This window comes from Nonomuraea sp. NPDC049750 (assembly GCF_040659625.1).
In the GTDB taxonomy this organism is placed as follows: Bacteria; Actinomycetota; Actinomycetes; order Streptosporangiales; family Streptosporangiaceae; genus Nonomuraea.
Genome location: NZ_JBFANB010000042.1, coordinates 12,837 through 35,775, shown reverse-complemented (window position 1 = coordinate 35,775; position 22,939 = coordinate 12,837). Strand labels below are relative to the sequence as shown.

Annotated in this window: 19 protein-coding genes; 9 read left to right on the top strand and 10 right to left on the bottom strand. The window is 68.7% G+C overall.

The features are described from left to right. Positions 1-20 precede the first annotated feature (20 nt). The 6 genes from yjfF to AB0J16_RS53505 all read right to left on the bottom strand — a co-directional run bounded on the left by yjfF (position 21) and on the right by AB0J16_RS53505 (position 6,895). Complete coding sequence (gene yjfF, locus AB0J16_RS53530; RefSeq protein WP_358555125.1) at positions 21-1,004, bottom strand: galactofuranose ABC transporter, permease protein YjfF; 984 nt, start codon at positions 1,002-1,004, stop codon at positions 21-23. Next, positions 1,001-2,014, bottom strand: coding sequence for an ABC transporter permease (locus tag AB0J16_RS53525; RefSeq protein ID WP_358555123.1), 1,014 nt, complete (start codon positions 2,012-2,014; stop codon positions 1,001-1,003). Before AB0J16_RS53525 ends, yjfF begins: the two co-directional genes overlap by 4 nt. Further along, positions 2,011-3,582: a sugar ABC transporter ATP-binding protein gene (locus tag AB0J16_RS53520; protein ID WP_358555120.1), complete on the bottom strand. Its 1,572-nt coding sequence runs from the start codon at positions 3,580-3,582 to the stop codon at positions 2,011-2,013. The genes AB0J16_RS53525 and AB0J16_RS53520 overlap by 4 nt, the downstream gene beginning before the upstream one ends. Before the next feature lie 53 nt (positions 3,583-3,635). Beyond that, positions 3,636-4,607, bottom strand: a complete 972-nt coding sequence (locus AB0J16_RS53515) for an ABC transporter substrate-binding protein (RefSeq protein WP_358555117.1) — start codon at positions 4,605-4,607, stop codon at positions 3,636-3,638. A gap of 70 nt (positions 4,608-4,677) precedes the next feature. Beyond that, complete coding sequence (locus AB0J16_RS53510) at positions 4,678-5,661, bottom strand: LacI family DNA-binding transcriptional regulator (RefSeq protein ID WP_358555292.1); 984 nt, start codon at positions 5,659-5,661, stop codon at positions 4,678-4,680. Positions 5,662-5,887: 226 nt separating this feature from the next. Then, positions 5,888-6,895 (bottom strand): LacI family DNA-binding transcriptional regulator, encoded by a 1,008-nt coding sequence (locus tag AB0J16_RS53505; protein ID WP_358555114.1) that lies wholly within the window; start codon positions 6,893-6,895, stop codon positions 5,888-5,890. A 125-nt stretch (positions 6,896-7,020) separates the two neighbouring features. Here AB0J16_RS53505 and AB0J16_RS53500 point away from each other — a divergent pair, with 125 nt between their 5' ends. The 7 genes from AB0J16_RS53500 to AB0J16_RS53470 all read left to right on the top strand — a co-directional run bounded on the left by AB0J16_RS53500 (position 7,021) and on the right by AB0J16_RS53470 (position 17,900). Then, positions 7,021-8,295, top strand: coding sequence for a sugar ABC transporter substrate-binding protein (locus AB0J16_RS53500; protein ID WP_358555112.1), 1,275 nt, complete (start codon positions 7,021-7,023; stop codon positions 8,293-8,295). Positions 8,296-8,399: 104 nt separating this feature from the next. Then, positions 8,400-9,269 carry a sugar ABC transporter permease gene (locus AB0J16_RS53495; RefSeq protein WP_358555109.1) on the top strand — a complete coding sequence of 290 codons (870 nt, stop codon included), beginning with the start codon at positions 8,400-8,402 and terminating at the stop codon, positions 9,267-9,269. After that, positions 9,266-10,030: a carbohydrate ABC transporter permease gene (locus AB0J16_RS53490; protein ID WP_357648178.1), complete on the top strand. Its 765-nt coding sequence runs from the start codon at positions 9,266-9,268 to the stop codon at positions 10,028-10,030. The genes AB0J16_RS53495 and AB0J16_RS53490 overlap by 4 nt, the downstream gene beginning before the upstream one ends. Then, positions 10,023-12,068, top strand: coding sequence for a beta-L-arabinofuranosidase domain-containing protein (locus tag AB0J16_RS53485; RefSeq protein ID WP_358555106.1), 2,046 nt, complete (start codon positions 10,023-10,025; stop codon positions 12,066-12,068). Before AB0J16_RS53490 ends, AB0J16_RS53485 begins: the two co-directional genes overlap by 8 nt. 20 nt (positions 12,069-12,088) lie before the next feature. Next, on the top strand, positions 12,089-16,090 hold the full coding sequence (locus tag AB0J16_RS53480) for an Ig-like domain-containing protein (protein WP_358555103.1): 4,002 nt from the start codon (positions 12,089-12,091) through the stop codon (positions 16,088-16,090). A gap of 60 nt (positions 16,091-16,150) precedes the next feature. Next, positions 16,151-16,351: a DUF4236 domain-containing protein gene (locus AB0J16_RS53475; RefSeq protein ID WP_357939902.1), complete on the top strand. Its 201-nt coding sequence runs from the start codon at positions 16,151-16,153 to the stop codon at positions 16,349-16,351. 166 nt (positions 16,352-16,517) lie between these two features. Continuing rightward, complete coding sequence (locus AB0J16_RS53470; RefSeq protein WP_358555100.1) at positions 16,518-17,900, top strand: amidase; 1,383 nt, start codon at positions 16,518-16,520, stop codon at positions 17,898-17,900. A 26-nt stretch (positions 17,901-17,926) separates the two neighbouring features. On the opposite strand, the gene AB0J16_RS53465 is transcribed toward AB0J16_RS53470, so the two are convergent. Next, positions 17,927-18,646: a phytanoyl-CoA dioxygenase family protein gene (locus AB0J16_RS53465; protein ID WP_358555097.1), complete on the bottom strand. Its 720-nt coding sequence runs from the start codon at positions 18,644-18,646 to the stop codon at positions 17,927-17,929. A 93-nt stretch (positions 18,647-18,739) separates the two neighbouring features. Here AB0J16_RS53465 and AB0J16_RS53460 point away from each other — a divergent pair, with 93 nt between their 5' ends. After that, a complete protein-coding gene (locus AB0J16_RS53460) occupies positions 18,740-19,270 on the top strand; it encodes a type II toxin-antitoxin system Phd/YefM family antitoxin (RefSeq protein WP_358555094.1) in 531 nt (176 codons plus the stop codon). On the opposite strand, the gene AB0J16_RS53455 is transcribed toward AB0J16_RS53460, so the two are convergent. Continuing rightward, positions 19,271-20,131, bottom strand: a complete 861-nt coding sequence (locus AB0J16_RS53455) for an intradiol ring-cleavage dioxygenase (protein WP_358555091.1) — start codon at positions 20,129-20,131, stop codon at positions 19,271-19,273. Between the two features lie 183 nt (positions 20,132-20,314). Between AB0J16_RS53455 and AB0J16_RS53450 the strand changes: the two genes are divergently transcribed. Next, entirely contained in the window at positions 20,315-21,121 is an 807-nt protein-coding gene (locus AB0J16_RS53450; protein ID WP_358555088.1) for an SAM-dependent methyltransferase, read from the top strand. Between the two features lie 4 nt (positions 21,122-21,125). On the opposite strand, the gene AB0J16_RS53445 is transcribed toward AB0J16_RS53450, so the two are convergent. After that, positions 21,126-21,740 (bottom strand): hypothetical protein, encoded by a 615-nt coding sequence (locus AB0J16_RS53445; RefSeq protein ID WP_358555085.1) that lies wholly within the window; start codon positions 21,738-21,740, stop codon positions 21,126-21,128. Further along, entirely contained in the window at positions 21,737-22,549 is an 813-nt protein-coding gene (locus AB0J16_RS53440; RefSeq protein ID WP_358555082.1) for a hypothetical protein, read from the bottom strand. The genes AB0J16_RS53445 and AB0J16_RS53440 overlap by 4 nt, the downstream gene beginning before the upstream one ends. Positions 22,550-22,939: the final 390 nt, after the last annotated feature.

Genomic DNA, 22,939 nt, shown 5'->3' with positions numbered 1-22,939 from the left:
GGCGGAGGCCGTGCCGGAGGTCAGGTCCGGCGCGCCGAGAATAGACGCTGGAGCAGGATGAAGACGAAGAGCAGAAGTCCGATGAATATCTTGGTCCACCACGAGCTGAGCGTGCCCTCGAAGCTGATGACCGTCTGGATCAGGCCCAGCACGAGCACGCCCAGCACCGTGCCGAGCAGGAACCCGGAGCCGCCGGTCAGCAGCGTGCCGCCGATGACGACGGCCGCGATCGCGTCGAGCTCCATGCCGACGGCGTGCAGCCCGTACCCCGAGAGCATGTAGAACGACAGCAGCACCCCGCCGAGCGCCGAGCAGAACCCGCTGACCGTGTAGACCGTGATCTTCGTCCGGGCCACGGGCAGGCCCATCAGCAGCGCGGACTGCTCGCTGCCCCCGGTGGCGTAGACGGCGCGGCCCAGGCGCGTGTAATGCAGCACGTACGCCGCCACGAGCACCACCACCGCGGCGATGATCACGCTCGGCGAGATCCACAGACCGGCGAACAGGTCGATCCTGGTCTGCGCGAACGCCGTGAACGTCGGGTCCTCGATGGGGATCGAGTCGGTGCCGATCGTGTAGCACAGCCCTCTGGCCAGGAACATCCCGGCCAGCGTGACGATGAACGGCTGGATGTCGAAGGCGTGGATGATGTACCCCATCACCAGCCCCAGCCCGGCGCCGATGACCAGCACCAGCGGGATCACCAGGTACGGCGGCCACCCGGGCCCCTTCATCAGGCTCGCCGAGATCATCGTGGACAGCGCGACCACCGAGCCGACCGACAGGTCGATCCCCCCGGTCAGGATCACGAACGTCATGCCGACGGCCACAACCAGCAGGAAGGCGTTGTCGATGAAGACGTTGAGTATCACCTGCCCGCTGGCGAACCCCTCGTAGCGGATGCCGCCCGCGACGAACATCGCCACGAACAGGCCGGCGGTCACCAGGACGGGCACGTACTTGGCCGGGATCGTCCTGAGGCCGTTGAGCGTCACGGTCGTCATGCCGTCACCTGGACCTTCTCCTCGGCCGCCGGGCTGGGCGGCACGGCTCGGCGGCGACGGCCGAACACCTTCTCGCGGAACGACTTCGACTGGATGAGGCAGACCGCGGTAACCACGAGCGCCTTGAACAGCAGCGTGGTCTCCGGCGGCACCCCGATGGAGTAGATGGTCGTGGTCAGCGTCTGGATGATCAGCGCGCCGAGCACGGTGCCGCCGAGCGAGAAGCGCCCGCCCGACAGCGAGGTGCCGCCGATGACCACGGCCAGGATGGCGTCGAGCTCGACCCACAGGCCGGCGTTGTTGCCGTCGGCGCTGGAGACGTTCGAGCTGATCATCAGCCCGGCGACGCCGGCGCAGAGCGCGGCGAAGGCGTAGACCATGATGATGATGCCGCGCGCGCGGATCCCGGCGAGCCTGCTGGCCTCGGCGTTCCCGCCGACCGACTCGATCAGCATGCCCAGGGCCAGTCTGCGGGTGAGGAAGACGGTGATCGCCAGGACCACCACGACCAGCAGGATGCCGAAGGGCACGGTCAGCCAGTAGCCGCCGCCGATGACCTTGTACGAGGGGCTGTTGACGGTGATGATCTGCCCGCCGGTGATCAGCTGGGCCAGGCCGCGCCCGGCCACCATGAGGATCAGCGTGGCGATGATCGGCTGAATGCCGACGACCGCGACGAGCAGGCCGTTCCACGCCCCGAGCAGCACCGACAGGCCGAGCGCCAGCGCCACGGCGGTGAACACGCCGGCGTCGTCGCTGATCTGCAGGCAGGCCAGCGCCCCCGCGATCGCCACCACCGAGCCGACCGACAGGTCGATGCCGCCGGTCGCGATGACCAGCGTCATCCCGAGGGAGACCAGGATGAGCGGGGCGCCGAACCGCAGGATGTCGATCAGGCTGCCGTAGAGGTGGCCGTCGCGCATCTGGATCGAGAAGAAGTTCGCGGTGAAGAACAGGTTGACGAGGAGCAGCAGGGCCAGGATGACGACCGGCCAGAGCAGGCGTCTCATTCCGCTCGCCCCCCGCCCGTGCCGCCACTTGCGATGGTCTCCATGAGCACGTCCGTGGTGAGGTCGTCGTCGTTGGGCAGCTCGGCGACCAGCCTGCGGTCGCGCAGGACGCCGACCTTGTGGCTGAGCCGCAGCACCTCCTCCAGCTCGGCGGAGATGAACAGCACCGCCATGCCGCCGTCGGACAGCTGGGCGACCAGGCGCTGGATCTCGGCCTTCGCGCCGATGTCGATGCCGCGGGTGGGCTCGTCGAGGATGAGCAGCCTGGGCTCCAGGATCAGCCACCTGGCCAGCAGGACCTTCTGCTGGTTGCCGCCACTGAGGTCGCGTACGAGGTGCTCCGGGTTGGCCGGGCTGATCTTCAGCGCGGCGATGTACTTGCCGACCAGCTCGTCCTGCTGCTCACGCGGGACCGGTCTGGTCCAGCCCCTGGTGGCCTGCAGGGCCAGGATGATGTTCTCCCTGACCGTGAGGTCGGGGATCAGCCCGTCCGACTTGCGGTTCTCCGAGCAGAACGCGATCCGGTGGTTCATCGCGACGCGCGGCGCGCGCAACGAGACCGGCGTGCCGTCGATGCTCACCTCGCCGGCGCTCGCGTGGTCGGCGCCGAACAGCAGCCGCGCGACCTCCGTACGGCCCGAGCCCAGCAGCCCGGCCAGCCCCACGACCTCGCCCTCGTGGACGGTCAGCGTGAACGGCTCGATGGCCCCGGCCCTGCCCAGCCCGCGCGCCTCCAGCAGCGGCCGGTCGAACACCTTGGCCTCACCGTGCAGCTTCTCCAGGGCGGCGAGCTCCTGGCCGATCATCTTGGCGACCAGCTCGACCTGGCTGAGCTCCGCGGTGAGGTATTCGCCCACCAGCCGCCCGTTGCGCAGGATCGTCATCCGGTCGGAGATCTCGTAGACCTGGTCGAGGAAGTGGGAGACGAACAGGATCGCGATGCCCTCCTCCTTGAGGGTGCGCATCACGCGGAAGAGCTGCTCGACCTCGCTCGCGTCGAGGCTGGAGGTCGGCTCGTCGAGGATCAGCACCCGGGCCTCGATGTCGATGGCGCGCGCGATGGCCACCATCTGCTGGATGGCCGGCGAGTAGGTCGACAGGGGCGCCGAGACGTCGAGATCGAGCTCCAGCCGGGCCAGCAGCTCCGCGGCCCTGGCCCGCATCCGCGGCCAGTCGATCCGGCCCCAGCGCCGGGGCTCGCGGCCGACGAAGATGTTCTCGGCGACCGAGAGGTTCGCGCAGAGGTTGACTTCCTGGTAGACCGTGCTGATGCCGGCCCCTTGAGCCTCCAGCGGGCTGCCGAACGCGACGGGCTCGCCGAGCAGCTCGATGGTGCCGGCGTCGATGGAGTGGACGCCGGTCAGCACCTTGATCAGGGTGGACTTGCCCGCGCCGTTCTCGCCCATGAGCGCGTGCACCTCGCCCGGCAGCAGTCGCAGGTCCACGCCGTCGAGAGCCTTCACGCCGGGGAACTGTTTGCCGATTCCGCTCATCAGCAGGATCGGCGCGGGTACGGCCATCGGCGTCCCTCTCCTCCTCTTGCTCTTGATCGTGTAGCTGTTGATCACGTAGCTCTTGATGACGTAAGTGGGCCGGCCGCGAGGGCCGGCCCGGTCGGCGGTCAGTACTGGCGGTTGGGCAGAGCGGCCTTGGCCTGCTCCTGGTTGAACGCCGTCTCCTGCGTGATCACGCGGGTCGGCACGGTCTCGTTCTTGACGACCTTCTTGGCCAGGTCCATCAGCTGCGGGCCAAGCAGCGGGGAGCACTCGACGATGTAGTTGATCTTTCCGTCGGAGAGCGCCTGCATGCCGTCCTTGACGGCGTCGACCGTGATGATCTTGATGTCCTTGCCGGGCACCTTGCCCGCGCCCTCGATGGCCTCGATCGCACCCAGCCCCATGTCGTCATTGTGCGCGTAAAGCACGTCGATGTCCGGAGTGGACTTCAGGAAGGCCTCCATGACTTCCTTGCCCTTGGCCCGGGTGAAGTCGCCGGTCTGCGAGGCGACGATCTGGAACTTGGGCTCGGCCTTGATGATCTCCTGGAAGCCCGCCTTGCGGTCGTTGGCCGGAGCCGAGCCCGTGGTGCCCTGCAGCTCCACGATCTTGACCGGGTCGCTGGTGCTCTTGTACTCGTCCACCAGCCACTTGCCGGCCTTGCGGCCCTCCTCGACGAAGTCCGAGCCGAGGAAGGTCTTGTAGAGCGAGGTGTCCTTGGAGTCCACGGCCCGGTCGGTGAGGATCACCGGGATCTTCGCGTCCTTGGCCTCCTTGAGCACGGTGTCCCAGCCCGACTCCACCACCGGCGAGAAGGCGATGACGTCCACCTTCTGCTGGATGTAGGAGCGGATCGCCTTGATCTGGTTCTCCTGCTTCTGCTGGGCGTCCGAGAACTTCAGGGTGATCCCGGCTGACTTGGCCGAGTCCTGCACCGACTTGGTGTTCGCGGTGCGCCAGCCGCTCTCCGCGCCGACCTGCGAGAAGCCCATGGTGATCGCGCCACCGCCGCCACCGCTACCGCCGCTCGCGCCGCATCCGGCCACCGCCATGGCGGTGAACCCGGCGAGCATCAATACCGAGATCCTCTTCAACACGTGGGGTCCCTTCTGATGTGAGCGCTAACACCACAGCAAGGGTGCGTGCGCGTTTCCTTCTGTGTACGGCCTACCGCCGGGCCGTACTGGCCCGGGAGACGAGCGAGGGCGGGACCACGAGGCGTTCGCACTCGTGGGAGCCTTGGCCCTCGATCTGCCGAAGGAGCACCTCGATGCTGTGCCTGCCCACCGCGCCGAAGTCCTGCCTGATGGTGGTGAGCGGCGGCGAGAAGAACTCCGATTCGGGGATGTCGTCGAAACCGACGACGCTCACCTGGTCGGGCACTCTCACCCCCTGCTCGGTGAACGCCCGCAGCACGCCCAGCGCCATCTGATCGTTGGCGACGAACACCGCTGTGACGTCCTTCATGCTCGCCAGGCTGCGCCCCGCCTCATATCCCGAGCGCGGGCTCCAGTCTCCGGCGAGCGGCTCAGGGGCCGAACGGCCCGCCTGCTCCAGCGCGGCCCGCCACCCGGCCACGCGTCCCTCGGCCTCCAGCCAGTCGGAGGGGCCGCGGATGTGCCAGACCGTCTCGTGTCCCAGGGAGAGCAGGTGCTCGGTGGCCATCCTGCCGCCGCGCACCTGGTCGACGCAGACGACCGACACGTCACCGGCCTCGCCGCCCTCGACGGCGACCGTGGGCACCCCGAACGGGAGCTCGCCCAGCGCCTGGGCGGCCGACCGTTGCGGCGCGACCACGACGATGCCGTCGACGCCCTGGTCGGCCAGGTAGTCGAGGGCGTCACTGACGCCGATCTTGTCGATGGACTTGAGACTCACGATGCTGACGAAGTAGCCGGCCCCCCGGGCCGCCTGCTCGATGCCATAGACCGTGCTGGCCGGGCCGTACAGCGTGGTGTCGAAGCTGACGACGCCGAGCGTCCTGGAGTGCTTGGTGACCAGAGCGCGGGCGACGAGGTTGCGGCGGTAGCCGAGCTTATCGATCGCCTCCATCACCCGCGCGCGGGTCTCGCTGCGCACGTTGGGATGCTCGTTGAGCACGCGTGAGACCGTCTGGTGCGATACCCCGGCCTCTTTGGCCACATCGGCCATGACCGGCGGTCGACGCCCTTGGGTCGCTCCCACTGCCGTGCTCCCTTCCTGGCTTGGCATGACTGTGAACGTTAACAACAGGTCTCGTCAAGAGGTCGCCCGATTACGGTCGCGTCACACGAGCTCTGCCTTGAGCGCTCCTCATCTTTGGCGCCCAGCCTGGAGAGGAAGTTCACTCAGAATGTTAACGCTAACATATCAGGAGGGCCAGGCCCTCCGCGCGCGGTTACGCCGACGACGCCGTGGAGTCGCGGATCACCAACTGGCAGGGCATGCGATGGACGCCCGGCGTGGCCCGCCCGTCGATGGCCGCGAACAGGTGCTGGGCGGCCGTCCTGCCGAGGAGTTCGAGGTTCATGTCCACGGTCGTCAGGGCCGGGCGCGTCTCGGTCGACAGCACCTCCCAGTTGTCGTAGCCGATCACCGCGATGTCGTCGGGCACTCGCCGCCCCCGCTCGCGGATCGCCTCCACGAACCCGGCCGCGACCTGGTCGCTGCCGCAGAACACCGCGTCGATCTCCGGCTGGGCCATCAGCAGCATCTCCGCCGCGTGCCGCCCCCACCGCTGCGACCACGCGCCCCAGAGCGTCTCGCCCGCCTGCTCCAGCCCCGCCTCGGACAGCGCCAGCTGCACACCCGCCACACGGTCGCGGGCCGCCTTGTAGTGATCGGGCCCGGTGACGTGCGCGATCCGGCGCCGGCCCAGCGCGATCAGATGGTTGACGGCCATCACCGCGCCGCCCACGTCGTCCGGCACGAACGACACGTCCTCCGGATCGTCCGACGGCCCGTAGGCGTAGACCACCGGCACTCCGAGGTCGCGGCTGACGGACGGCCGCAGGTTGGTGCTCTCGCCCACCACGATCAGCCCGTCGACGCGGCGCGACAGCAGCGCGCGCAGGTGGTGCTGCTCCCTGATGGCGTCGCCGCGGGCGTCGCAGAGCAGCACCGCCATCTCCCCCGCGCCGAACGCGTCCTCCGCCCCGAGCAGCACCGGGATGCCGAACCGGCCCGCGCTGTCGGAGGTGAGCAGCCCGACAGTCCGCGTCTGCCCGGACAGCAGCCCCCTGGCCAGGGCGTTCGGCTGGAAGGAGAGCTCCTCCGCCGCGGCGAGCACGCGCTGACGGGTCGAGGCCCGCACGTCCTGCCGCCCGTTGAGCGCCTTGGAGGCCGTGGCGATCGACACCCCTGCCAGGGAGGCCACGTCGTTGATGGTCGCGCGCCTACCCGCCATATTTTCGAAATCCTTTTCAGTAACCCGGTATCTAGGACAAACCATAATACCCATTGACAGGCCCCAATGTTTCTTCTACGTTTCCGAAAACCTTTCAGTTCACGGGGGTCCCGAAGGAGACAACCATGAGACGACGGCTGGCTGGGATCGCCTTCCTCGGTTTGTTAGCGCTCACATCCGCCGCTTGCGGTAGCGGTGGCAGCGGTGGGAGCGAGAAGCAGCCCCAAGCGGCAGGCCCGGTCACGATCACCATGTGGACCCGCGCGGCGACGCAGGCCCAGAGCGAACGGCTGGTGAAGGCCTACAACAGCAGTCACAAGAACCAAGTGAAACTGACCGTCATCCCGACGGACAACTACCAGCCGCGCATCGCGGCCGCGGCCGGCGCGAAGCAGCTGCCGGACGTGTTCGCGGCCGACGTGATCTTCGTCCCGAACTACACCTCGCAGGGCCTGTTCATGGACATCACCGACCGGGTCAACGCCCTGCCGTATAAGGCCGGTCTCGCGCCCTCCCACATGAAGCTGGGCACGCTGGACGGCAAGCTCTACACCCTGCCGCACACGCTGGACCTGTCGGTCTGGTTCTGGAACAAGGACCTCTACGCCAAGGCCGGGCTCGACCCGGAGAAGGGGCCCAAGACGCTGAAGGAGTTCGCCCAGCAGGCCACCACGATCCAGCAGAAGCTGGGCAAGGACGGCAAGGTGCACGGTACGTTCTTCGGCGGCAACTGCGGCGGCTGTTACGTCTTCACCTTCTGGCCCTCGGTCTGGGCGGCCGGCGCCCAGGTCATGAACGCCGAAGGCACCACCTCGCTCAACGACCAGCCCGCGATGACCGAGGTGTTCAAGACCTACCGCGACTTGTACGAGAAGAAGGTCACCGGCCCGACGGCAAAGGAGGAGCAGGGCCCGACCTGGACCGGCTTCTTCCCCAAGGGCGAGATCGGCGTCATGCCCATGCCGTCGACCACGCTCGGCACCATGCCCGCCGGCATGAAGATCGGCGTCACTCCCATCGCCGGTCCCGACGGCGGCGAGTCGACGTTCGTGGGCGGCGACTCGATCGGCATCTCCTCGACGTCCAAGAACGCCGACGCGGCCTGGGACTTCCTGTCCTGGACCGTCTCCGATGACGCGCAGGTCGAGGTCATGGCCAAGAACAAGGACGTGCTCGCGCGTACGGACCTGGCCAACAACAAGTACTCGGCTGAGGACCCACGCGTGGTGCTGATCAACTCGCTGGTCGCCAAGGGGCAGACGCCTTACGCGTTGCGCTTCGGCCAGACGTTCAACGACCCGCAGGGACCCTGGCTGCGGCTGGCCCGCGAGGCGGTGTTCGGCGACGCCGCGAAGGTCCCCCAACTGAATGCCGAGATAACGAAGTCCCTGCAGCAATGATCGCAACTGTGTTCACGGCCTCACTCCGTTCGGCGAGTCGGTCGCTCAAAAAGCTCCCGACTTCGTCGGGAGCGCGACCTCCGGGGCGGCGGGCGGCCCACACGGTGCCGTCCGCCCGATGGCGAAGGAGACAGGTCCAGGGCTGGCTGTACGCCGCGCCGACCGCCGTCATCGTGGGCGTCCTGTTCCTCGCACCGCTGGTGCTGGTCGTCTGGATGTCGCTGAACCGCTGGCCGTTGCTGGGCCAGGCGGTCTTCAACGCGCCCGACAACTACACCAAGATCCCCAAGAACCCGCTGTTCTTCGACGCGGTGCTCTTCACGCTGAAGTACACCGCCATCACCACCGTCCTGCTGTCGGCCGTCGCGCTCGGCCTGGCCCTGCTCGTGCAGGAGCGCCGGCCAGGGGTGGCCTTCTTCCGTACCGCGTTCTTCCTGCCGGGAGCCGTCGGCTTCGCCGCCGCCGCGCTGCTGTTCTACGGCATGCTGAACAACGACTTCGGCCCGATCGACCCGCTGCTCCAGACGCTGGGGATCACGCACGAGCCGGTGAAGTGGATCGGCACGCCCAACATGGCGTTGTTCTCCACGATCGCGCTCGTGCTGTGGCGCTTCGCCGGGTTCAACATGCTCATCCTGCTGACCGGCCTGCAGTCGATCCCCGTCGAGGTGTACGAGGCGGCCAGGAGCGACGGCGCCAACCGCTGGCAGATCTTCACCAAGATCACGATGCCGCTGCTGCGCCCGACGCTGGCGCTGATGCTGATCCTCAGCATCACCGGCTCGCTGCTGGCCTTCGACCAGTTCTTCATCTTCACCAACGGCGGCCCGGACAACAGCACGGTCTCCATGGTCATGGTCGTCTACCGCGACGCGTTCTTCCGCTTCGACCTCGGCGGGGCGGCGGCGCTGTCCGTCGTGCTGCTGGTCGCCCTGGTCGGGTTCAACACTCTGCTGATGCGGAGGCTCAAGTGAGGTATTACCCCACTGTCACGGCGCTGGCCATCCTGTTCCTGTTCCCGCTGCTGTGGAGCGGCTGGGCGTCGCTGGAGGAGCCGTCCAACTACCTGAAGATGGCCCAGTTCGGCGAGGGCGTCGGCACCTACGCCACCAACAGCGTGCTGGTGTCGTCGATGACCGTCGCCGGCACGCTGATCGTCTCCGCGCTGGGCGGCTACGCCTTCGCCCGGTTCGACTTCCCGGGGAAGAACCTGCTGTTCCTGGCCACGCTGGCGATCCTCATGGTGCCGTACGCGACGATCCTCATCCCGCTCTACGTGCTGCTCGGCTACCTCGGCCTGCAGAACTCGCTGCTGGGGCTGTCGCTGGTGTTCGTGATGTTCCAGCTGCCGTTCGCGCTGTTCATGATGCGCAACGCCTTCGAGGCGATCCCGCGCGAGCTGGAGGAGGCGGCGCTGGTCGACGGCTGCGGCACCTTCCGGGCCTTCTCCCGGATCCTGCTGCACGCCGTACGGCCCGCGCTCGTCACCGTCGGCCTGTTCGCCTTCCTCGCCTCATGGAACGACTTCTTCGCACCGCTCATCCTGCTCAACGACGGCGCGTCGTTCACCCTGCCGGTGGCCGTGGTCAGCATGACGCAGGGCACGTTCGGCGCCATCGACTACGGCATGCTCCAGGCCGGCGTCATGGTCATGGCACTCCCCTGTCTCATTCTGTTCGTCATTCTGCAGCGCCACTATGTGCGCGGATTCATGTCGGGAGCTCTGCGTGGCTAATCCTGTCCTGCCCTCATCGGGCGTGCTGTCCCCCCTCGGCCTGGACGCCGTACGTCCGGCGCCCGGCTTCTGGGGCGACCGCATCACCCTCAACCGGGACGTCACCATCGCCCACTGCCAGGAATGGATGGAGCGCGAAGGCTGGATCGGCAACTTCCGTGGCCGTCTGCCCCGCAAGGGCAGGGAGTTCAGCGACTCAGAGATCTATAAGCTGCTGGAGGGGATGGCGTGGGCCGACCACCCCGCGCTGCCCGAACTGGCCGAGACCGTGGCCAGGGCCCAGGAGGGCGACGGCTACCTCAACACCCGATGGTCCGGCAGCCGCTACACCGACTTCGAGTGGGGCCATGAGCTCTACTGCTACGGCCACCTCATCCAGGCCGGGGTCGCCCGGCTGCGCATGCACGGCGAGGACCGGCTGACCGAGGTGGTCAGGCGGGCGGCGGACCACATCTGCCGCCGCTTCATGGACACCTCGGAGACCTGCGGCCACCCGGAGGTGGAGATGGCGCTGGTCGAGCTGTACCGAGCCACCGGCACCGAGCGCTACCTGGAGATGGCCCGCCGTTTCGTCGAACGCCGCGGCCTGCCCGCGCTGGCCGAGATCCCGTTCGGCCGCGCCTACTTCCAGGACGACGTCCCGGTACGGCGCGCGCAGTCCTTGCGCGGGCATGCCGTACGGGCGCTCTACCTGGCCAGCGGCGTCGTCGACGTCGCCGTGGAGACGGGCGACGAGGAGTTGCTGAAGGCCGTCGAAGCGCAGTGGGAGCGCGCGGTCGCCAGGCGCACCCACCTGACGGGCGGCATGGGCTCGCGGCACACCGACGAGTCCTTCGGCGAGGACTACGAGCTGCCGCCGGACCGCGCCTACTCCGAGACCTGCGCGGGCATCGCCTCGATCATGCTGGCGCACCGGCTGCTGCTGGCCACCGGCGACGCCCGGTACGCCGACGTGGCCGAGCGGACGCTGTACAACGTGCTGGCCACCGCGGTGGCCCTGGACGGCCGGTCGTTCTTCTACGCCAACCCACTGCGTGTGCGGGTGCCGGCCGTGCCGCTGAACGGGGTCAACCACGCCGCCGAGGGCGGGCTGCGCTCACCGTGGTTCGACGTGTCGTGCTGCCCGAACAACATCGCCCGCACGCTCGCCTCACTGCCCGCCTATATGGCGACCAGTGACGCGGGCGGGGTGCAGATCCACCACTTCACGCCCGGCGAGATCACCCACGGACCGCTCGCGTTGCGGGTGGAGACCGGGTATCCGTGGTCGGGCGGGGTGCGGGTGCGGGTGCTGTCGGGTGGCAGCGGGCGGATCTCGCTGCGCGTCCCCGCCTGGGCGAAGGGCGCCACGCTCGCGTACGGGCCGGCCGGTGACACGGAATCGGCCGCCAGTGGATCCGACATTTCGCATATGTCGGGTAGTCGGGAGGTCGAGGCCGGGTACGCCGTCGTCGCGGGTGACTGGCAGCCCGGTGATGAGATCCGGCTCGACCTGCCCATGGCTCCCCGATGGACCTTCCCCGACCGGCGGGTGGACGCGCTGCGCGGGAGTGTCGCGGTGGAGCGCGGGCCGCTCGTCTACTGCGCGGAGTCCGTCGCCGACGAGCCGCCACTCGCCGACGTGGCCGCCCGCATCTCATCCGCGCCCATCGACCGTCCGGCCGACCCTCTGGCCGATCAACCAGCTGACCACCAGGCCGGCTCTCCGGAAGGGGCGTCCGCAGCCGCCCCCGTACCGAGGGCGGCCGGTTCCGAGGCGGGCGCGCCCGATCCCGTCGCGGGCGCGCCCGCCGCCGACCCCACCACTGACCCCGCCGCCGATCTCGCCGCCAGTCCCGCTGCCGGTCCCGCTGTCGATCCCGTTGTGGAGATCGAGGTCGCAGTCGTGCTCGGGGCTCCAGCCACCGATGACTGGCCGTACGGGCCTACTCCCGACGCGCCGGACGGCACGGACATCGTGCTGCGGCTGGTGCCGTACCACCGCTGGGGCAATCGCGGCCCCGCCACCATGCGCGTCTGGCTGCCCGTCGCCGACTGACACCCCCCATGGAGAACTCCGTGCGCAAAACCCTCTCCGGCCTGGCCGCGTTAGCCGTCGCGGGCAGTCTGCTCGCCGCCGGCTCCCCGGCCACGGCCGTCCAGGACGATCTCGGCATGCCGGTGTTCACCGGCGCCGACCCCGTTCCGGCCGAGCCCGTCCGTTACCAGCCGCGCAAGATGATGGAGGAGATCTACAAGAAGGAGAAGGGCGGCGACTCGTACTGGATCGACCGCATGCTGGCCCGCCCCGGCGACGACCCGGCGGGCACGTGGCTGATGTCGCGGGGCCGGGCGCTGTTCATGAAGGAGCACGACCCATCGGTCATCGGCTTCAGCGGCAGCGTGGCGTACTGGGAGAGCATCGACAACCGCGACGCCTACAGCGTCTCGCTCGGCACGGACCTCAAGGAGGACGTGAGCAAGCGGTTGCAGATGCCCAGCCACTGGATCGGCCAGTACGCGGGCGGCGATCTGGCCGTGACCGTCAAGAAGTTCATCACGCACGAGAACGTGGCGGTCACCACGCTCGCGGTCACGAACACGGGCACCGCGAAGCTGACCGTGCCGGTCACGGTGACCTCTCCGTACACGAAGACCGCGGACGGCGATCGTGAGCTGACCGGCGTGGTGGCGGCGAAGAACCGGCTGACCACGATCTTCCCCCGGCTCAGCGGCGACGGCCTGAAGGTCGCGGACGGCGCGCTGAAGGGGACTCTCTCGGTCGAGCCGGGCAAGACCGTGCGGACCAAGGTGCAGATGGGCTTCGTCACGGAGGAGCTGGCCGGGTCGCGCGGCGAGTACGACGGCTACAAGGGCCGCTCGCCGGAGAAGGCGCTGCGCCGCCAGCTCCAGGACTACAACGCCTGGTGGGCGGAGAACCTGCCCTACATCGACGTGCCGGACGCCAACATCAAGAAGTTCGTCTACTACCGCTGGTGGTTGATGCGGTTCAACTTCCTCGACGCCGACATCCCGGGCAACGACTTCCAGTTCCCGACGTCGGTGGAGGGGGCGCTCGGTTACAACAACGCGATCGTGCTGACCGTGCCGATGTTCCTGCAGGATCTGAAGTATCTGCGGGATCCGATCTACTCGTACGGCCCGTGGGTGTCGGCCGGCGAGGTATCACGTAACTCGAAATATACGGATAACCCGGGCGATCCGGAGAACTGGTCGAACAGCTACACCCAGTACATCTCGGCTTCCGCGCTGGAGAGCTACCAACTCCACGGCGGCCAGCCCGCGATTCTGCGCAACCTGGCCCGCTACGCGGAGAAGGACGTCTACGGGCAGCTCAACGCCTACGACTCCAACAAGAACGGGGTCATCGAGTACGACTGGGAGGCGATGACCGGCAACGACGCCGACGCGGTGTCGTTCCACTACTACAACCGGGCGAACGAGCGGCTTGAGGGCGCCTATGTCTACGCCAACGCGATGGCGGCGGCGCAGGCGTACACGCTGATCGGCGACACCGCGAAGGCCGCCGAACTGCGGGGCGTGGCCGACAAGGTGAAGAACGGCATCCTCACCCTGCTCTGGGACGACCAGAACAAGCTGTTCAAGCACCGCGACCTGCAGACGGGCAACCTGATCCCGTGGAAGGAATCGAACAACTACATCCCGTTCGCCACCGGCCTGGTCCCGACGGACGACCCGAAATATCGGGAGGCGCTCCGTCTATGGGCCGACCCCGCTGAATATCCGATTTTCCCGGCCTATACGGCTAATCAGAAGGACAAGGCGGAGGCCGCCGCGGCCGGGCATCCGGGGTCGAACAACTTCTCGCAGATCAATTCGACCCGGAACTTCTCGCTGTTCTCCAGGGCGCTGCGCGAATACACCTCGCCGTACATCACGGCCGACCGGTACAAGCAGTTGCTGTACTGGAACGCCTGGTCGCAGTTCGTCGGCGGCGACACCCGTTACCCGGACGCCAACGAGTTCTGGTCGAACTGGAATCCCGCCACCAAGACCATCGACTACCGGTCGTGGATCCACCATACGATCCTCGGTAGTAGCAACTGGACGGTCATCGAGGACGTGATGGGCCTGCGCCCGCGTTCCGACGGCAAGGTCGAGCTGTGGCCGGTCGACATCGGCTGGGACCACTTCACGGTCAACGGCATCAACTACCGCGGCAGCGACCTGAGCATCGTCTGGGACAAGCCCGGCGACGGCAAAACGCACTACGCGGGCGTGCCCGAGGGCTACTCGATCCTCATCGACGGCAAGCGCAAGGTCACGCTGTCCGGGCTCGCGCACGCGGTCTGGGACCCGGCCACGGGCAAGGTCGAGGGTGGCACGGTGGTGCACGCCGAGGCGGCGCGGTCGATGAAGGCTCCGGCCGAGGTGAAGCTGTCGGGTGACCGGGTCGAGGACCTGTTCCAGAAGGCCGGGGTCGATCTCGGTTCCACCCGGCCGAACCTGGTCAAGTCCGCCACGGCCTCGTACGGCGACCCGGCGGGCGCGGTGGACGGGTTCACGATCAACGAGCCGTACTGGGGCAGCAAGGGCTCCGGCAAGGCACAGGACTGGCTGGAGGTGGACCTGGGCTCGGCCCGGCCCGTCGACCGGCTGCGCCTGTACTTCTACAACGACCGCAAGAGCTACAGTGAGCCCGCCCTGTACTCGGTGCAGTACCTTGACGGCTCCACCTGGAAGGACGTGCCCGGCCAGGCCAAGGACCCGGTCTATCCCCGGGCCAACCTCAACGAGGTCCGTTTCAGCTCCCTCACCGCCCAGAAGCTGCGCGTGCTGGTCACCCACCGGCCGGGCTACTCGACGGGCTTGAAGGAGGTGCAGGCGTACGCGACCGGCTCGGCTCCGCCGTCCGTGGGCAACCGGGCTCCGTACGTGCTGGCCGTACAGGACGCGACCTTCAACCGCCCCGGGCAGGCCAAGCTGGACACGGTCGTCAAGGACGACGGGCTGCCGTCGGGGACGCTCAGCATGACGTGGAGCGTCGTCGACGGACCGGGGCAGGCGTTCTTCACCGACCCGGCGAGCCCGGCCACGGTCGCGTCGTTCACCGAGGCGGGCACGTACCACCTGAGGCTGACCGCCTCCGACGGCGCCAAGTCGGCGTCCGGCACGGTCGCCGTCACGGTGGGCGCGCTGGGCACGCAGGTGAACGTGGCGCCGTACGCGACGCCGACCGCCTCCTACACCTCGCCGTGGGAGAAGGTGACGGCGATCAACGACGGCATCGAACCGCCGCGCTCCAACGACGGCGCCAACCCGCGCTGGGGCACCTGGCCGCAGGAGGGCACGCAGTGGGTGCAGCTCGACTGGCCCTCGCCGGTACGGGTGAACAAGGCGGACCTGTACTTCTTCGACGACGGCGGCGGCGTCCGCGTCCCGGCGTCATGGAAGATCCAGGCGTGGGACGGCGACTCCTTCGAGGACGTGACCGGCGCCGCCTCGTACCCGACCGCGGCCGACGCCTACAACACGGTCTCGTTCGACACGGTGACGACGACGAAGCTGCGCGCCGAACTGGTCTCCGGGCCGGCGTCCGTCGGGGTGCTGGAGTGGAAGGCGTACGCGGTGCCGCCGGACTCGGTGCGGCCCGTGTACGTCCCGACGGTGGCCGGCACGCTGCCCCAGCTCCCGGCCAAGGTGGAGACGCTGTACGCGGACGGCGGCCGGGGTCAGGCCGCGGTGACGTGGCAGCAGGTGACCGCCGACCAGGTCAAGACCGGTGGCACCAGCTTCAAGGTCGCCGGGCTCGCCGAGGGCCTGCGCTCGCCCGTGGAGGCCACGGTGTACGTCAGGACGAGTCCGGCGGTGACCATCACCTCGATCGCCGAGGAGGCGGTGCGGACCCGGGCGGGCACCGCGCCGTCGCTGCCGGCGACCGTGGTGGCCACGTACAACGACGGGTCCAAGGACAGCTCGGTCGCGGTCACCTGGGCGCGGATCGACCCGAGCTCGTACGCCTCCCCCGGCACCTTCTCGGTGACCGGGCAGGTGGCGGGCACCACGGTCCCGGCGAACGCGACGGTGACAGTGGAGTGACCACCACAATAAACCCGATATTTCGCAAATTTTCGGGTAGCTGGGAGCCCTCGCGATCTCATGGAGGGAACCTCGATGGGCTGGAGCTACCGAAAGTCGATCAAGCTCGGGCCGTTCAGGCTCAATCTGTCGCGCGGCGGCGTCGGGCACAGCTGGGGCAACCGGTTGTTCCGTGTCACTCGCACGGCGGACGGCCGCCGCACGATATCCGTCAACCTGCCGGGTGGATTCACCTGGCGCAAGACCACCCGGCATAACTAGCCGGATATTCCGAAGGGCCGGAGGCGATCGCCTCCGGCCCTTTTTCCTGCCGCTCCCACCTGCGCGTTCTCCGGCTGGCTGAAGCGGCCGGGAAAGACAAGACTGCCTCTTTCTGAATTCTCGCCCTAGATTCCTCGGCACCGCTTACCCCCTCAAGGAGGATGTTGTGGCTGAGCTATGGGCATCGACCGCCCAAGACCTGGCGCGGCTGATCGGCACCCGCGAGGTGTCCAGCCGTGAGGTGGTCCAGGCCCATCTGACGCGGATCGCCGAAGTGAATCCGCAGGTCAACGCCATCACGGTGGTGCTGGAGGAGCAGGCCCTCGACGCGGCGGACGCCGCCGACCGGGCCCTGCGCGACGGCACGGCGCCGGGCCCGCTATGCGGCGTCCCCATGACGGTCAAGGAGAACGTCGACGTGGCGGGCTCGGCGACGACACTCGGTATCGTCCCCCTGCGCGACGCTGTAGCCCCGCGCGACGCCCAGCACATCGCCCAGTTGCGCGCGGCGGGCGCGATCCCGATCGGCCGGACGAACATGCCGGAGTTCGGCATCCGCTGGCACACCGACAACGACCTGCGCGGCGCGACCCGCAACCCCTGGTCGGCCGGCCACACGCCGGGCGGCTCCAGCGGCGGCGACGCGGCCGCGGTGGCGACCGGCCTGACCCCGCTCGGCATCGGCAACGACGGCGCGGGCTCGCTGCGCTGGCCCGCGCAGTGCTGCGGCGTCGCCGCACTGAAGCCGTCGCTGGGCCGGATCGCCCAGCGAGGGCAGGCGTCGCCGTTCGCGTTCCAGCTGCTGGGCGTGCACGGGCCGATCGCGCGCCGGGTGGCCGACCTGCGGCTGGCCTTCGACCACATGTGCGGCCACGCCCCCGGCGACCCCTGGTACGCCCCGGTCCCCCTGCGGAGTCCCGCCCCGGCGAGGCCGATCGGCGTGGCGGCGGTCACCGGCCTCGACGCGGACCCGCAGGTCACCGCGGCCGTGCGGCAGGCGGCCAAGCTGCTCGCCGACGCCGGTTACCGGGTGACGGAGAGCCTGCCGCCCGCCCTGGACCGGGCCTCCGAGATCTACACCCAGATCATGTCCTCCTACGGCCGCGTCCATGAGGAGCAGCCACCCGTCGAGACGGTCGCCTCTAAGGGGTTCGTCCAGTTCTGGGCCGCCTACGAGGAGATCTGGACGCGAGCGGGCGGGCGCGCCGCCTTCGACCCGATGATGGAACGCGCCGCCATCGCGCGGGCCTGGGACGACTGGACGGCCTCGGCGCCGCTGGTCCTCGCGCCGATCTGCACGATACCGGCGTTCCCGGTGGGCGCCGACCTCGATCCCGAGTGGCTGGCCGGGTGGCCGGCGGCGCTGCGCATGAGTGTGGTGGCCAACCTGCTGGGGCTGCCCTCGGTCGCGGTCCCGACCGGTTTGGCGGACGGGCTGCCGCAGGCCGTACAGATCATCGGACCGCGCTTCCGCGAGGACCTGTGCCTGGACGCGGCCGCCGCCATCGAGGCCGGAACCCCGCCCCTGACACCGATCGACCCCCGATAACCGGTGGGTCGAGCCAGTGGCAGGTCTCAGCGGAGCGCTCTGGCCAGCGGCGTGCCGGCCGCCGGGTCCAACGGCTCGGTCAGCATGAACGGCATCTGCGCCATGAACCTGGGCCTCTCACCGAAGTGCTCCTGCGCGGCGTGCACGGTCAGCGGATGCACCAGGTAGGCGTCCCCCGGTGAGCCGGTCGCCAGGGCCAGCGGCCGGTCCTTGCTGGCCGCGTCCGCCAGCCCGCCCGCGCTGATGTGGTCGTACACCTGCTGCTCGTCCAGCGCCCCGAAGCTGTCCCGCTGCGACCCCGCCCTGACCCGGGTCGGCGCGTCCGACTCGCCTACCTCCGAGAACAGCATCAGCACCAGGAGCGTAGTCGAGCGGACGGTCACCCCCCAGCTGCCGTCGGGCCGCGACACGTTGGCGTCCAGGTGCCAGCCACGGTCGTCGGCCGGCGGTCGCCGCGGGAACCGGATCGGAATGTTGCCCGCCGCGCCACGCGGCTGCCAGCCACCCTTCCCGCACACCGCGTCCAAGCCCGCCGCCAGCTCGGGCGATCCGACCAACTCGCCGAACGGCCCATACCCGGTCATGTCCGCGGCCCACACCACCGGCTCGCGCCACCCTTCGGGCTCGTCCGGCGACAGGCCGATCTGCTGCCACAGCAGCGCCTGCGCCGCCTCACCCTGCTCGCGCGAACCGATCGTCAACTTCACGAAACCGTCCCGCACGAACGACTCCACCAGTGCCTCCATGCCGACCACGCTATTAATGGCCGCAACCGGTTTTCGAGCCCGATTTTGTAAGGCGGCTTGCATTTTATCGGTAAGGCGGCTTACATTCTACCGATGTACGACACCCCGACCGTCTATGAAGAGCTCGTCGCCCGGCTCGGCCCCCCGCTCGGCGTCGAGGAGGCACGCGTTCACTGGGGCCGGTTGGTGCGCGCCGCCCAGGACGGCGAGACGACGCTGATCACCCGCGAACGCTGGGAATGGGCCGCCCTGGTCCCGCTGTCCGGGGTGTCCGGGCCGCTGACCGGCCTGCCCACCCTGCCGCTGTCAACGGTCCGCCGCAAGCTCGGCGACCTCGTACGACAGGCCGCCCAGCCGCACGACAGCGGCCCCATACTCCTCACCCGCCACCGCGCCCCCGTGGCCGCCCTGGTCGCCGCCCGCGACCTGGCAGACCGGCGCGAACACCGCCTCGCACCGGAGGACCTGTTGCGCGACGGCAACACCATCCTGTTGACCGAGCTGCCGGGACCGGCCTACTCCGCCGTCGCCCGCGACTCCGACGGCAACCCGATCGCCACCGGACTGGGTGAGAGCGTCAGCGAGGCCCTACGGCGCCTGCGCCCGCCCGAGGCCGGGGCCTGATCACTTGCCGTCCTTGTCGGAGTCGGCGGAGAAGACGATCGCCCCCAGATAGCCGTCGTCCTCCTGGGTGACCTTCAGCAGCATGCTGTCCTTGTAGATGGTGTCGCCGTCGTTGAAGGTGTCCCGGCCGGTGTGCGCCGCGTACGGCGACTGCGTGAAGACCTTGGTGTTGAGCGCCTCGTCGAACATCACCTGGGTGGTCAGCACCCGCGCGTTGCTGAAATGCACCATCGCGTGGATGTGCACCGTCCGTCCCCGGTACCAACCCGGCCAGATGGTGGTGAACTCCACGGTCCCCGCGCTGTTGGTGACCTGGGCCCCGCGCAGGTAGCGCTTGTCGTCCGTCGGGGTCAGGTCGTTCGCGCTGGTCTCACCGGTCGGGGCACCCGTGGGCGGGCCACCGTTCGGCGGGGCACCGGTCGGCGGGGTGCCCCCGGGACGGCCGCCGCCACCGGTCGACTGCGACTCCGCTCCCGAATAGAGCCCGGCCGCGTCGCAGTGCCAGATCTCCACCACCGCGTTCCCCAGCGGCTTGCAGGTCTCGCTGTCCTGGACCTTGACCGCCAGGCGCAGGCGCGTCCCCTTCCGGTCCTCCCGGATGTCGCTGCGGATCTTGTCCGCGTCGAAGTAGTAGGGGCCCTGCGTGGTGGTGGCGGTCAGCGTACAGGTGTTGGCGTCGGCGAACAGGGCGGTGAGATCCTTGGTGGTGGTCGCCGTCGGAGACACGCTCGCCCCTGTCGAGGTGGTCACCGCCGGCGCGTCCTGGCCGCAGGCGGCGAGCAGGCTGCCCAGCCCGAGCGAGCTGACCCCGGTGATCAACCGCCGCCGGCTGACGCGCTGGCCCTCATGATCGTGTCCCATGTGGTCGCCTTCCGAAGAGTTGAACTTCCCTTGCGCCAGCAAAGCTAAGAACCACCCCTTGAGACGCCATTTGCTGCGGATGAACCTTTCATGAGTCTTCGACCGTACAAACCAGGACAAGCCTCCCGGATGGCCCTTGGCTTGCTACTGTCCTCTTAGCCGGGTGGGAGCGAGGAGATGACAATGAATGACACGCCCCGACGGCCAGGGGTATCGGCCAACGCTCCCAGCGTCGCCCGCATGAACGACTACTTCCTGGGCGGCAAGGACAACTTCGCCGCCGACCGCGAGGCCGCTGAGCGGGTCCTGGCGCTGATCCCCGACGCCAAGGCGATGGGCGAGTACGTCCAGGAGTTCCGCGAACGGGTCGTGCGCTACCTGGTCGAGCAGGGGGTCACGCAGTTCGTCCATGTCAGCTCAGGACTGCCTACCAAGCGGAACGTCCACGAGGTGGCCCAGTCGCTCGACCCGGACGCCAACGTCGTGTACGTCGCCGACGACCCGGTCGCGCTCAACCACGCGCGGGCGCTGCTGGCCACCAACGCGCGCACGGGAGTGGTCGAAGGGGACATCCTCCACCCCGACGCCATGCTGGACGATCCCACCCTGAATCAGCTGATCGACTTCGACCGGCCCGTCGGCGTCCTCATCATTGGTGCGCTCCAGTACATCCCCGACGAGGACGGCCCGTTCGAGCATGTGGCCCGGCTGTGCGAGCGGCTGGCGCCCGGGAGCTTCCTCTGCCTCACTCACGCCGTCTTCGACGGCCGCCCGGAGATAGCCGAGCAGATCGCCGACGTCTTCCGGGAGGCGCTCAACCGGCCCAAGGGCGGTCCGCGCAATCGCGACCAGGCGGTGCGCTTCTTCGACGGGCTGGAGCTCGTCGACCCCGGCTTCATCTATGTCCGCCAGTGGCGCTCCAGCACCCCGGTCTCCGACCAGGAGGCCAAGCGGGCCTGGGTCCTGGCCGGAGTCGCCCGCAAACCGTGATCCTCTACCGCTCCGGGACCGAGCCGCGCGCCGACCGCACCCTGATCTGGCCGAGCGCGGCGTGGCTGGCCCGGATGTCGGAGATCAGCACGTACGCGACCAGCAACAGCCCAAGACAGAGGGCGTCGGCCCCCCACCAGGGGATCTCGGCGAGCAGCAGATAGCCGTCACTGTCGCTCAACGACCTGATCACCACGGTCACCGCCGCCACCACCACGGTGACCATCAGCCAGCTGCGCAGTCGGGGCAGATTCCCCTTGTTCCACAGCCGGATCCGCCAGCTCATGAACACGGTGAGCACGCCGAGCAGCGCGCAGAACCCGATCAGCCACCACGGCAGCGCGAAGGCGGTCTGCTCGGCGATCTGCGCCTGCGTGGTGCGCAGCTCGGTCTCGGCCTTCCGCTTGGCCACCATGGCGGCGTCGAGCTGCTTCTGCAGCTGGGCCACGCTCTGGCGCGTCTCCTGACGCGGCGGCGTGGGGACGTCCGTCGGCAGCATCCGCGCCACGACGGTCAGCATGATCGCCACGAAGGACAGCGCCAGGACGATGGACATGAACAGGTCGATGAAGCGCAGGTCGAGCGGCGGCGCGAACGATCTGGAGGCCCGCTTCCTCACTGCTCCCTCACCAGCGTGTACTTCTGCGGCCGGCTCTCGGCGGCGCTCAACCGCTCCACCGCGGTGCGCAGCGCGTCCAGACCCTTGACCAGCTCCTCGGTCCTGCCCCTGGACTGCGACAGCTCCTGGGTGAGCCCCGTCATGGCGGGCGCCACCTGCTTGACGGGCAGGCGCGCGATATAGATGAGGAACACCTCATCGGCGGCCACCACGCTGGCCCGCTCCGCCCGCTCGATCAGCGCCATCCCACCGAAGGCGAGCACACTCAGAAACAGCGCGACCAGGGTGACACCGAACGCCGACGCCAGCTCGGGCAGCACGTGCTGCTTGAGCGCGGTGATCAGCACGCTGGGGTCCCCCTGGTTGTCCAGGGCGTTCGAGAAGGAGCTGACCATGGCGGCCATCGTCAGCGCGGTGCCGATGAACCCGAACACCGGCAGCGCCCAGATGAGCGCGTGGTCGAGGTGATGCTTGTTGGCCATCTCGCTGTCGTCCAGCGCGGACCGGGCGCCCAGCACCGCCTCACAGTCGTTCCCGGCCTCGGCCGCCTCCTTGAACAGCTTGAGCCGCCGCCCCACCAGCGTGTCCTCGCTCGGCTTCACCGCCTGCACGTTCGCCACGGCCCGCGCCGTCGCGGCACTCTCCCGCCGGATATCCGGTACGGCCCTGACGAGCCTGAGAACGGTGGTCAGGAACACCGCGATGATCAGCGTGACCACGACCTCCGCGGCCGGCGGGGCCGTGGTCGCACCCACGGACACCAGCAGCGTTTCCACCGCTCCGGCCACGAACAGCAGCGCGGAAACCATCAAGCCCACCGCAGGCGCGAACGCCGAGTGACGCCAGCCGTACTTTGACACCCTTCAACCCCACTCCGGCCCACAAACTTGTCAAAGGACTACCTAAGCACACGTAAAGCAACCATTGGGTTACGGAGGGCAGATCGGCTCTTCTCAGTTCGATCGCAGCGACCATCCGTCGACCTCCGAGGCGGAGGCCAACTACCCGCGAACCTCTGCATTGGGCGCCCTCTGGTCGACGGCAACAAACGACTCGGTTGGACGTCGGCGGTCGTCTTTCTTGAGCTGAATGGCGAGACACTGGACGGCACCGAGCGGCAAGTCCCAAGTCGTCACCCATCTATGCGCGGCATCGCCGAATCCCGCGTCCCCGCACTCACAAGCGTCACATCAGTCCTG